Raw genomic sequence first — 12,804 nt, 5'->3', positions numbered from 1 at the left:
AGTGCCATTGTTTTTAGCATTATAGAAACTGCAAAAGAAAATGGTTTAAATCCATATGCATATTTGACTTATATTTTCAAAAATGCACCAAACTGGAATATACGAAATGATGTTGAGGCACTGCAACGATTAATGCCGAATTTCGTTCCAGCTTACTGCAAAACGAATGCCGTTACCAACTGACGTGTTGTCAAGGTAACGGCATTTTTGACGCTTACCTTATAAAATAATATACATTAAAAAATTTTAAGACCATCATATATTAAACGATACGAAATTTTAATATTCCCGCAACAAGTTTATTCTGTAATTCAGCTTTTAATTCATAATCCACAAAAATATAAATATTTCCATATCGATCATATAACTCTTTAGATGCTAACATCATAATATAGCATTCATAATGATTCAGCACTTGCTTTAATGCAACTTCTTCTCCTTTTATAGCTGATAAAATAACTTTAAGCGGAATCAATGAATATTTTCTTTTAGATTTTTTCATGCTCTCTTTTTTTCTCATTTACATAATCCTCCAAATATTTTTTTAGTTGCTTTAGAGTAGCATCCCTGCGATATGATACAGTTCGCCGAATAAGATTCAGGTATGTACTAATCTCACAATCCGTCATATTAAAAAAATACGCCAATAAAACTATTGTCCTCCGATCATCAGATAATTTTTGTAAAGCGGCACCGAGAAATTCATTTTCTACAGTTACTTCTATGCCCAACACGCGAAATACATAAGAATCTTGTATAGGATCTACAGAAAAAAATGCTGAAATTTTTTATCTTTGCAAATATCTTCTGAAAAACATTCTTTCTTTCTACGCCGCTGCAGTATTTGATCATAATTACGGGCATGGTTTCGTAAAACTTTTTTACAAAAGCTATCAAAACGCTCTTGGCATTCCAACATATCACATCCCTTCGCGACAAAAAGAGAGAGTTATGCGAACGCCTATTTTGTTTTATCTACTTTTGTTCGCAGAGCTACTCTCTGCATTTACCCTTCATATAACTAAAACAATGTAAAAAGTTTTTTTGGCAAAGCGGATGTAATTTTTCATCTAAAAAATAAAAAAACCACTTTACTTCCCATTAATTTATCAGAGAATTAAAGTAGTCATTTCATTTTCAAATAGTTTTAACCAGAGCCAGAAAAATAAGTTTCCAGACAGTATCCTTTATCACAAAGGACTTCTCAGAAAAAATTCAATTACTATAAAGCAATCAAAATCTTTGATATTAAACTTTCATTAAATATAAAGAGCTTTCCGTATGATAATATGGTAACAAAAAGAACTTAAACCGAATTTGCTCAACGCAAGCATTTTAAGATTTTAGTGCAGTTGAAGTTTAAAATACCCATGATATAATTGGCTCAAGTCAATCAGTTAAAGTTCTTATTTCTCCTGTTGAACTCATTATTTTGAGTTGCTTCATAGAGAGTCTGTTCCTCTGAACCAGAAATTAGCTTTAAACCGCTGGCTGTTTTCCAGAGTCCAACATCCGCCTTCTTGCAGTGAGGTTCGCATTGGATTTTCTCTGGTTAGATTCTTATATGCGAGGGTGTTGATGCTCTGCGTTTCATGGATATTATCAAGTCGATTGACTTCAATTTTTATCATGAAACCCGATGGCTCTAACTTTAGCTCGTTTTCTGTAAATAATAATCTTGGCGGTGCCAAGTCTTTATCTAATCGCATCGTCTCTACCCTTACTAAAGAATCTCTAACCGATGTTGTCATTGGTCTTGAATCTACTTCTATTTACGGAGATAATTTTGTTTGCTTTCTTCTGGAAGATGGCTTCCTTGCTCCTTTTCATCCTAAAATTCATGTTTTAAATCCTAAACAAGTCAAGAAATTCAAGGAAGCCTATCCCGATCTTCCTAAAAACGATTCTGTTGACGCGTATATTATTGCAGATGCTTTGCGCTTTGGTCGTATTAAAAACGAAGTTTATCTCGACGACTATCACTATAAAGCTTTGCAAACTCTTACTCGTTCCCGCTTTTTTGCAGTTCAGAATCTTACTAAAGAGAAGCAGCGTTTCATGAATTATCTCTTTATGAAGTGTTCTTCTTTAGTTCAGGAAAAAGTGTTTTCCAATACCTTTGATGCAACGGCTTTGTCTGTTTATGAAGATTTTTCTTCTCCTGATGAATTTGCTTATATGGATTTAAATGATCTTACTGCCTTTATCCAAGAGAAAGGTAAGAATCATTTTCCTGATCCTGAAGGTTTGGCTAAATCCATCCAAGCAGCTGCCAGAGGTTCTTACCGCTTACCCAAAACGGTAAATAACTCTGTGAACCAAGTATTGTCTCTTTCTATTTCTTCTATGAAAGCTATAGAAAAGCAAATTAAATCTTTGGATTTTGTCATCGCTGAACAATTGGCAATTATTCCGAATACCCTTACTTCTATTAATGGACAAGCTTCGCTTGCTAAATATGCTGGTCTTGCTTGGACTCAATCAATCTGGATCTTTTGAAGCTGAAAACACAAGACTCATACGTTCTGTCAATCGTTATTTGAAGTATTACTTGTCTGAAGTTGCTTTTTCGCTTGTGAGATGCGACTCAGAGTTTAAGCATTTCTACAATCTCAAATTCAAAGAGGTTAATAAGTGTCAATTCAAACGTGCATTCGCATTAACTGCCCGTAAATTGGTGCGGTTAGTCTTTGCTCTGCGCAAAGACAATCGACTATATATTACACTGGAAAAATATTAATTTCTTTCGAAATTGCACTCTATAAAAAAATTACATTTACAAAGTTTAATAAGATGTTTTTTCTTTTTTGTGATTGGCATATTACCGCTGGACTTTATTTTTCAAGCGATTTACTATACTCTATCATCATTAAAATTTCCCCATAGCACGTTCGAGCGCTGCTTTACTAACATTATAGTCATAAAGTGACCCTATGTATAAGTTTTTAGCGTTTGTCAAGGCAACTTGTGCGTCAACAACATCTAAGTTAGTTCCTAAATTAACACTATATCTTGCTCCTGCAAGTACAAAGTCTTCTTGGGCTTTTGCTACGGCAGCCTTATTTGTAGTAATATTACTTTCTGCCTTTCGCATATTAAGATATGCTTGTTGCACTTCAAATTCTACCGAAGCTGTCTCATCTTTTACTCCCGCCTCTGCCTGTGCTAACTTAGCACTTGCTTCTTTTGTCTTTGCTTTTGTAACATTTCCATCAAATATATTCAGGCTAATATTAATACCAGCTTGCCATTCTTTCGTATCAAATTCGTTAAATTTCGTATCATAAGTTCCATAAGTCCCTATAAGTGCAACATTCGGTTTATCTCCTGCAGCCACAATTTTCATTTCATCTTTTGCCTGTAAAATCTCTTTTTGTGCCGCACAATAATCTGGTCTATGTTCAAAGGCGTATGCTATACAATCGTCCAAAACATAATCACATTGTATATACTGCATATCATTTGTAATTGATACATCATTTTGCACAGGATTTCCAAGCAATTTATTAAACGAAGATTTCGCTATCTTTGTATTATTTTTAGCCGTTACAAATTCTTGTTGTGCATTTGCTAATGCAACTTCTGAACGAAGAATATCTGCTCTTGCAACAACCCCTACTGCAAATTGTTCATTTACATTCTTTAAATGCTCCTGCAATTGTTTTACTGCTTCTGCTTTTGCGTCCTCATAATTTTGACAAGCCAAAATCATGTAATAAGACTGAGTTACTTGATACTTAATCTGTTGTCTTGTATTTTGCAAACCCAAATCACTAATTTCAACACCAAGTTTCGCTTGATCAATCCCACCTTCTATACGTCCACCTGTATAAATCGGCATAGATGCTGAAAAACTATTGGTAAAGTAGCTTGATGGAACATTTTCAATATGATACACACTCCAATATTCCCCTCCTATTTTCGAACTTGTATGTGAAAAGTTTAAGCTGAATTCTCGAGCCCCTTTCATCTCTGCTAATTGCCATTTCGCCGCTTCCAATCCATGCGCAGCCATATTTATTTGTTGATTCTGCTTCAATGCTTTATCTATACATTCATTTAAATTTAAAGTATTTTCATGTTCAGCAGCAAATCCGTGTATGGAGCAACCCATAAACAATCCAAACAAACAAATTGTAGTAATTTTTTTCTTTAACATAAATTCACCTGCATTCATTTTTTCTTAATGTAACTTTTCTCATAAACGCTTTAATAAAAACTAAACTGGCACCAATTTTTATAGAGTTGAATTTTCACATTTTTTATTTTCCATCAAGCGATTATACTCTTTAAAAAATTTTGCAAAAAAAATTGCTGCAATCACTAACATATATAAAATATATTCACAATAAGGAATATACATATCACTCAGCACAGCTCCACGAATAGCAAAATCTCTCAAAAAATCAAATTGCCACGTAAGAGGCCAAAGTTTAGAAACAATTGCAACCCAATCAGACAAATAAGCTCTTGCTAATGTCATCCCACCAAAAATAAATCCAGGAGGAACTAACAGAATCATTTTACTAGATCCAGTACTAGGATCATTGGCGGACCACCCAAATATTAATCCAACCATTCCCATAGACATGGAGAAAATAATTAAACTAAACATATATGCCAAAAGATTCCCTGCAAATCTAAAATCTTGAACCCATCTAAGTATTGCCATTCCAAAAATTAATACAGTAATCAACATTACAGCATATGGAATTAACCTTCCCAGTAAACGAAATGGATTTCCTGAAAGAATTTCTTCCTCCCACTTATTTCTAATTTTTAAATGTGCAGCAATTTGCAAAACAACAAGAGTATATATAATGGTAGAAAGAAAATATAACAAGCCTACCACAATTCCATCTGCCATAGACCCTGTTGGATTAAACAACTGCCTATCGCTAATTCCGATTCCCGCTATAATCGCTTCATTTTGCTCTGAACTCAGTCCCATTTTTCCAATACGCGGACCACCAATTTCTCCATTTTCGCCTTGAATAATTCCATTTATAGCCATTGTCAACTCAGCACATTGTGCCGAGTTCGTTCGATCATATAAAGCTCCTATATGTATAGAATTATCGCCTTTCCATCGTGCTTCTTCTAAGCCTTGCGGCAAATATATTACGCCCAAATTTTTGCCATGATAAAGAAGTTTATCAGCAGACACCGGAGAATGAATGACTTCTGTCACTTTTATATATTCAGAGGCGTTTATTTTTGCGATAAGGTCTCTACTATATTTAGAATTATCCATGTCAATAATAGCAATTTTCCCTTCTAAAATAGTATTATTACTAATCATTGCACCTAAAATCAATGTAACGACTAACATCAGGATAATTGCTACTTTATGGTATGGTATGGTTCTGCCAGAAAGAATAAATTCTAATTCATCACGAATGGAGTTCATTTTCATTCACCTCAATTGTCATCCCCGGAAGTAAGTTTTCCATTGGCGTAACATATATTCTTACTTGAAAACTAGTTAAATCAGCTTGACCTTTTTCTCGACTCATTTTTAAGTCAGCAAATCCCGGTGCAGCCATAATATAACGGATATTTCCTATAACAGGTTCTTTAAGTGATTTAACAGTTCCAATCACTTCACTACCTTCAGAAAGTTTGTGTATTGTATCTTCACTAAGATAAATATCATAATACCAACGATTGCTTTCTAACAATACTACGGGGCTTCCTGCTGCTATTTGCTCGCCTTCCTTTACAATCACTTTCAAAATTTTTCCGTCTTCAGGAGCTCTCAATGTTAACCGCTCTTTTTCTACCTTTTTCATTTCTAACTGAACTATTAAATTTTCTTTTTGATGTATCAGTTGAGCAACAACATTATGCTGATTATCAATATCCCTTCTATCATTGTCAATTACATCCAAATTCATTCCATTAGCGCTACCATTTGATAATAGCACCGACTTTTCTTCGTCTGAGCTACCCGTAACCATTTTTCCCAACGCACTGCGTTGTTGTCCTACACTCGCTTTTGCAACATTATAGTTCATCAATGCTACATCATATTCCGATTCCGATATTGCCCCCGATGCTAACAAGTTCTTCATACGATCATTATTAAGACTTTTTTCTGTAAATGAAGCTTCTGCTGCATTTAATGCGTTTTTTTGTTGTTCGATTTCATGATACATTTGTTGCTGTTTCGTATCTGTCTTTTTATAGTTAATATCTACTCCATTACTGTTTTGTTTAATTTTCGCATCAATTTCTGCAATTTGTGTTTCTAATTGTTGTATTGCCAAATCTGTGTCTTTCGAATCCAGCTCCATTAAAATATCTCCCTTTTTAACAAGCTGTGATTCCTCAACGCCTTTTTTTACTATTCGCCCACCAACTCTTTGAAAGGCAACATTCACTTGTTCTGATGTAAGAATTCCTGCTTTTTTTGCTGCAGCAATCGTTATTGCGTCTTGTCCTTCCAAAATGAGTCCCAAAATACCTACTATTAATAAACCAAGAAAAATTATACAAGTTCTCTTTGTCTTTTGGCTAACTTCCATCACTTCATCCTCCTAAAATCTACACATTCCGATAAATCTTAAATATATACTTCATTAAAAATAATTTTATCTTCATATTTGAGATAATGTTTGTCAATGACAACCATTATCTCAAAAAAACATCTCTACTTTTTCTTTGCTAGCATTGAGGTTCTTGCTTTACAATCAAAAAAGCAGATGCATTCTATCTATCAAATTTTTTGTCAATCCACTAACTTGTTCAAAATAAATAGGTGTTCCTAAAATGATCAAATCTGCGATCTCCATTTTCAAAAAGATATGAAATATAATATCATCAATAGCATCTCCCTTCACCATGTTCAACTGACACTCATTATCTGCTATACAGCCGTTATTGCTAATAGTTGATAAATTATATATTTCGATCTTATGCCCATTGAATCCAGCCTCTTTACAAATAGTATCTACTAATTTTTCGGTATTTCCATTTTCATGTGAACTACTTATAAACGCCATAATTTTCATCATTTTCCTTATAGATCAACCAAATAATTTTGTAAATGTGCTAAAATAATTATCAACAATAACTATTTTATAGTACTTCTTTAAAAATCCATGAAATATCATATGATTATTATTGTCATTGACAAATTCATTCTATACAAACTTATTATATTTAATATTATTTAAATATATCTAAAAATTTTCTCCTTAAAACATATTATTCTAAGCTCAAATTTCTATCTGCTATAGCAATCATAAGCTTTATACGGTTTACTTGATTCACTTCACTTATAGCTGAATCATAATCTAAAGCAAGAATATTTGCCTTGGGATAGTCTTTACGCAACTTTTTTAGCATTCCTTTTGCAACAATATGGTTCGGTAAACAACCGAATGGTTGTACACAAATAATATTATTTACTCCCTCTTCCAACAATGCTACAATTTCTGCTGTTAATAACCAACCTTCTCCTGTCATATTTGCTAATGATAAATACTTCTTGGATAAATCAGCTAATTCTTCTATTGTATGCGAAGGCTTAAACCTGTCACTATTCAAAAGAGCTTTTTGTATATTTTTATGATAAAAATCTAATATCTTAATAAAAATTTTTGCTTTTATTTTTGCTCTTAATGAACCCGCCAATAAATCATATTCTACTATCTTATCGTATATTGAGTACTGAAAAAAGCTCAATAAATCTGGCAGTATAATCTCCATATTCTCTTTTTCCAATAAATTTACAAGTTGATTATTAGCCCAAGGATGATATTTAACCAATATTTCTCCAACAATGCCTATTTTGATTTTAGCTTTATCATTATGGATAGGTAGCGAATCGAAATCTTTTACAATTTCATATATATTATTCGTAAATATTTTTTTACTTCCAATGAGTAATGATTTTTTACATATATTTACCCATTTTGAATATACTCGCTCAACTGACCCTTTTACCTTTTCATATGGATGAAGCCTATAAGTGACATTCATCAATAGATCTCCGTACAATATCGCCATAACTAAATCACGAAGTAATGGCAATGTCATCGAAAATCCTGGTGATTTTTCACCGTTCAAAGATATCACTGGAATTCCCGGCATGCCAGAATCCATTAACGCTTTCCTTAATAAAGCAATATAATTACTTGCTCTACATCCCCCTCCTGTATGCGTCATTATAATAGCTGTTTTTTTTAAGTCAAATTCCCCTGATTTTAAAGCACTTATCATTTGTCCAATCACTAAAACAGCTGGATAGCAGGCATCATTATGCACATATTTTAACCCTTCTTCTATGGCTGAAGATTTTTTCACTTTAGGAATAATTATATGGTACCCAGCTTTTTTTAAACAAACTTGTAAAAACTGAAAATGCATCGGAGACATTTGAGGAGCCAAAACCGTATAATTTTTCTTATCTTTTGTGAATATAGGCTTTTCAAAATATAAACTTTTTGGCTCCACATAAAATCCTTGTTTTCTTTCTTGTAATGATGCAAATAATGACCTCAGCCTAATGCGTGCTGCACCTAAATTATTGATTTCATCTAATTTAATGGATGTATATATTTTCCCATATTTATTCAATATTTCTTTTACTTGATCCATTGTTATCGCATCTAAACCACATCCAAATGAATTCAGCTGAATAATCTCCAACTCTGGATATTGATATTCACTAACTAAGATAGCAGCTTTATAAAGTCTTGAATGATATCCCCATTGATCAATTACACGTAAAGATTCTTCATCTTCCCATAGAGCCTCAACAGAATCCTCTGACAATATAGGTATTCCAAATGATTGTATTAATTCGGGTAATCCGTGGTTTATTTCTGGATCAATATGATATGGCCGTCCAGCCAATACTACACCTTTACCACCATGCATAGCGATATACTCTAAGATTTCTCTTCCTTTTTCGTTGACAGCTTTTCTATATGCATTTTTTTCTGCGTATGCATTATCTACAGCAATAACCAATTCACTATATGATATATTTTCATCAAACAATTCCTGCTGCAATCTCTTAATTAATCTTCTTCGATTATTCATTGGTAAAAATGGATGCATAAATTTAACATTTTCTTTTTCTAATATTTCCATATTTGCATTTATATTTTCTGGATATGACGTCACTACTGGACAATTATAAAGTTTGTCCTTTTCACCGTGTTCTTCTTGACTATGAAAAATGCATGGGTAAAATATTTTTTTTACACCTTTTTTTACAAGATCTACAATATGCCCATGTGCTAATTTTGCTGGATAACAGACAGTTTCAGAAGGTATTGTTTCTAAACCCATTTGATGTATTTGTGCAGATGACTTTGCAGATAAAACAACACGATATTTCAACGATGTAAAGAAAGTAAACCAAAAGGGATAATCTTCATACATATTTAAAACTCTCGGAATACCGATTGCCCCCCGAATTGCCACGTTTTTCTCTAGTGATTTATATTGAAAGAGTCTTTGATACTTGAATTTATAAATGCTAGGAGCTTCTTCTCCTCGGGATTCTATAATACCTGTACCTCGCTCGCAGCGATTTCCCGTATAATATACTGCTCCATTTGAAAACCATTGTTCTTTTATCAAGCAATGGTTCCCACACAAACTGCAACGTCGATTTCTTGTTTGAAAAGAAAATTTATTTAAGTTTTCTAAATTAAGCAAATTAGAGCATTTTTGATGTTGAAGTTTTTCCTTTGCTATAAGGGCTGCACCATAAGCTCCCATAAGCCCAGGTATATTAGGTCGTACAACGTGTTTTCCGAGTATTTTTTCTAGCGCTCGTAAAACAGCATCATTTTTAAAAGTTCCACCTTGAACAACTATCTTTTCACCTAAATCTGTTACATTTTTTAAACGGATTACTTTAAACAATGCATTTTTTATTATAGATATCGCTAAACCCGCTGAAATATCACCGATACTCACCCCCTCTTTTTGTGCCTGCTTAACTTTTGAGTTCATAAATACGGTACACCGTGTTCCCAAATCTGTAGGATTAGATGCCTGTATTGCTAATGATACAAATTCATGAATCTCCATGCCTATTGAGTTTGCAAAAGTTTCTAAAAAAGATCCACAACCAGCTGAACATGCTTCATTTAACATAATAGAATCTATTACGCCATCGTGAACAAAAAAGCTTTTCATATCTTGTCCGCCAATATCTAAAACAAAATCTACTCCAGGTAAAAAAGAATTAGCTGCCTTAAAATGTGCTATTGTTTCAACTTCACCAAGATCTACTTGTAGCGCTTTTTGAATTAAACGCTCCCCATAGCCTATAACTACGGAACCAATAATGTTCACTTCTTGGGGTAAAATAAAATACATTTTTTTTAACATAGTAACTATAGAATCTAATGGATTTCCTTTGTTACTGCAATAAAACGAATATAAGATCTTGTTGTCTTCACTTATTAATATGATTTTCGTTGTTGTTGATCCAGCATCTATGCCCAAATAAGCCTTTCCCTTATATTGTTTTATATCTTCTTCAGGAATAAAATACTGTTGATGGCGATGCTGAAACTTAAGTATTTCCTCCTTATCTGCAAATAAAGCCGGAAGCTTATTGGTGTTATTAACTTTCATATTATATACATTAGACATTGATTGATATAAATCATTCGAATATATCGTTTTTTGATTAGAAGCTAACGCTGCACCTATTGCAACAAAATATTGTGAGTCTCTCGGAGTTATAACTTGTTCGTTATTTAACTGTAACGTTTCTATAAATCTCTGTCTTAATGCTGATAAAAAATACAACGGTCCACCTAAAAATGCAACATTACCTGATATTGGCCTTCCCTGTGCTAAACTTCCAATTGTCTGATTTACCACAGCTTGCAATATAGACACAGCAATATTCTCTTTTGCCACACCTTCATTCATCAAAGCCTGAATATCTGTTTTTGCAAAAACACCACATCTAGATGCAATTGAATAAATGTTTTTATATTCCTTAGCTAAGTCATTTAAACCAGTGGCATCCGTATTCAATAAAATGGCCATTTGATCAATAAAGGCACCGGTTCCTCCAGCGCATACACCATTCATTCGTTGCTCCAAAGAGTCTTTCAAATACGTTATTTTAGCATCTTCCCCGCCTAATTCAATAACAGTATCCGTTTCTGGAATAAATGTTTTTACTGCTTTGGTACACGCTATAACCTCCTGAATATATGATATCTGCATAATTTCTGCTAATTTCATAGCCGCAGATCCTGTAGCCGTTACAACAAGCATTCTTTTGGGAAATTTTATATGAACCATATCAACTAACGACTTTAATGTAGAAATAATATTAGAAAAATGCCTTCTATAGTCTTTAAAAATAATTTCATTTTGTTCATTAAGTATTACCAACTTTATAGTAGTCGATCCAATATCCAGCCCCACTTTAAGCACATTGTTCAATTCAAAACACCTCACTAAAAATAAAAAATGTCTTGCTTATATAATTGTCTATGACAACTATATAAGCAAAAAATTTTAAGTTTTATAACTTAAAATTTTACATGTTTATATAATTTATTTAATAAAAATTTCAGCTCTTCAATTTCTTTTTTACTAAACACTTCCATTTCCCAACGATTCAATTCTATAATAACTAAATTAATTTCCTCTCTACTTGTAGTTCCTTTTTCAGTTAGATAAATTGAAGACGAACGTTTATCATTTTGACTTTCTTCTTTTCTTATAAGACCTTTTTTTTCCATTTTATCAACAAGCCGACTTGTATATGGTTTATCTCTTAATGACGTTTTAGATAAATCCGTTAACGAAATCCCCTCTTCTTCTGAAAGCCTTACAAATAAAACCCATTCTTCAGGGGTAATATCGTAAGACCGTAAATTTTTAAGAAATCTTTTTCTCAAATTTGCTTGCGCTCTACTAATAAAAAACCCAACTGTATCTATTTCATATAACATTATAAAATCTCCATATATTTATTATAATAACTCTCAAACTAACTTTACTTTTAATAGGTAGACTTAATTTTATTGTCATTGACAAACTAATTTTATATTTATTTAATATATTTGTCAACTTCTGGTTTTATAATAATTACTATTTTATTGATAATTTACGAAACCAATTCCAAAATTTCATAATTATTTTGTCTGGAACGCCCCTAGTTAAAATATATTGCCAACTGCTTATAGCGCCTGGAGTCGAAACACTTTTCAAAAGCATTGCATCTCTTAATGCTTTTGATGCTACCGCTTTTGTATTTAAGGCAAACTGAAAATTTTTTATGCAATTTTTATCTCCATTCTTTTTTGCTTCATTAATGAAATTAGTATCACTTATAATATGGACATACTGCGGTGACCGATATATTATCACAAGACAACTCTTTATGCAAAGCACAACTATAACTATATAAAAAATTTTTTGTTGCAGCATAAATATTAAAATATGGCAATGGCTGAAAGGCAGCGGTAGAACAAATTTCTAAAATATTTCCACCTTTCATTATAAACGGAATGCTGATTTGGGTAAGCACTACAGTCCCTCTACAATTAAGATCAATCATATTTATACTATCTTGCAAGGAAATGTCTTTCCATAAGCCAAATTTACCTATCCCTGCAGAATTAATGAGAATTTTAATTTCTGGTTTTTCCATCTGTAGTATTTGATTTAATTTCTTAATATCTTGTATTTTAGTAATATCACATACAATTGGCCGAAAATTAGTACATATACTTATTTATTTCAAAGATCTTTCGCAGCGCCCCATTTCCATATTTCATCAGCATAATGTTTTGATCCATTGTAAAA

12 protein-coding genes and 1 pseudogene are annotated in these 12,804 nt (G+C 32.6%); 3 read left to right on the top strand and 10 right to left on the bottom strand.

All coding sequences use genetic code 11. The features are described 5' to 3' along the window. Window positions 1–183, top strand: a 183-nt coding sequence (locus F606_RS21465; RefSeq protein ID WP_019554982.1) for a transposase domain-containing protein, incomplete at its 5' end; no start/stop codon positions are given. Between the two features lie 79 nt (window positions 184–262). Here the strand turns inward: F606_RS21465 and F606_RS0116420 are convergent. Next, window positions 263–520 carry a helix-turn-helix domain-containing protein gene (locus F606_RS0116420; protein ID WP_019554981.1) on the bottom strand — a complete coding sequence of 86 codons (258 nt, stop codon included), beginning with the start codon at window positions 518–520 and terminating at the stop codon, window positions 263–265. After that, entirely contained in the window at window positions 489–734 is a 246-nt protein-coding gene (locus tag F606_RS24025; RefSeq protein ID WP_169558435.1) for a sigma factor-like helix-turn-helix DNA-binding protein, read from the bottom strand. The genes F606_RS0116420 and F606_RS24025 overlap by 32 nt, the downstream gene beginning before the upstream one ends. 895 nt (window positions 735–1,629) lie before the next feature. On the opposite strand from F606_RS24025, the gene F606_RS22015 reads away from it, so the two are divergent. Both F606_RS22015 and F606_RS23735 read left to right on the top strand, forming a co-directional pair. After that, window positions 1,630–2,499, top strand: coding sequence for an IS110 family transposase (locus F606_RS22015; RefSeq protein ID WP_245542137.1), 870 nt, complete (start codon window positions 1,630–1,632; stop codon window positions 2,497–2,499). Next, window positions 2,435–2,740, top strand: coding sequence for a transposase (locus F606_RS23735; protein WP_322786220.1), 306 nt, complete (start codon window positions 2,435–2,437; stop codon window positions 2,738–2,740). The genes F606_RS22015 and F606_RS23735 overlap by 65 nt, the downstream gene beginning before the upstream one ends. 129 nt (window positions 2,741–2,869) lie before the next feature. Here the strand turns inward: F606_RS23735 and F606_RS21455 are convergent, their stop codons facing one another. The 8 genes and pseudogenes from F606_RS21455 to F606_RS22415 form a co-directional block, all read right to left on the bottom strand. After that, complete coding sequence (locus F606_RS21455; RefSeq protein ID WP_019554979.1) at window positions 2,870–4,159, bottom strand: TolC family protein; 1,290 nt, start codon at window positions 4,157–4,159, stop codon at window positions 2,870–2,872. Window positions 4,160–4,237: 78 nt separating this feature from the next. After that, entirely contained in the window at window positions 4,238–5,410 is a 1,173-nt protein-coding gene (locus F606_RS0116400; RefSeq protein WP_019554978.1) for an ABC transporter permease, read from the bottom strand. Beyond that, window positions 5,394–6,527 carry an HlyD family secretion protein gene (locus tag F606_RS0116395; protein WP_019554977.1) on the bottom strand — a complete coding sequence of 378 codons (1,134 nt, stop codon included), beginning with the start codon at window positions 6,525–6,527 and terminating at the stop codon, window positions 5,394–5,396. The genes F606_RS0116400 and F606_RS0116395 overlap by 17 nt, the downstream gene beginning before the upstream one ends. 165 nt (window positions 6,528–6,692) lie before the next feature. Beyond that, window positions 6,693–7,016: a flavodoxin family protein gene (locus F606_RS21450; protein ID WP_083924074.1), complete on the bottom strand. Its 324-nt coding sequence runs from the start codon at window positions 7,014–7,016 to the stop codon at window positions 6,693–6,695. A gap of 193 nt (window positions 7,017–7,209) precedes the next feature. Next, window positions 7,210–7,425: a hypothetical protein gene (locus tag F606_RS24020; protein WP_407635983.1), complete on the bottom strand. Its 216-nt coding sequence runs from the start codon at window positions 7,423–7,425 to the stop codon at window positions 7,210–7,212. A gap of 1,350 nt (window positions 7,426–8,775) precedes the next feature. Then, window positions 8,776–11,415: pseudogene (locus F606_RS24015) on the bottom strand (acyl-CoA dehydratase activase-related protein); the annotation flags it as partial. Between the two features lie 107 nt (window positions 11,416–11,522). After that, the gene (locus F606_RS0116380; protein WP_019554974.1) at window positions 11,523–11,948 is read right to left on the bottom strand and encodes a MarR family winged helix-turn-helix transcriptional regulator; all 426 of its coding nucleotides are present in this window, start codon (window positions 11,946–11,948) and stop codon (window positions 11,523–11,525) included. 374 nt (window positions 11,949–12,322) lie between these two features. Next, entirely contained in the window at window positions 12,323–12,706 is a 384-nt protein-coding gene (locus F606_RS22415) for an SDR family NAD(P)-dependent oxidoreductase (RefSeq protein WP_281166779.1), read from the bottom strand. Window positions 12,707–12,804: the final 98 nt, after the last annotated feature.

It is taken from the genome of Propionispira raffinosivorans DSM 20765 (assembly GCF_000381065.1).
GTDB classification, from domain to species: domain Bacteria; phylum Bacillota; class Negativicutes; order Selenomonadales; family Selenomonadaceae; genus Propionispira; species Propionispira raffinosivorans.
This window is presented reverse-complemented; position numbering and strand designations above follow the sequence as displayed.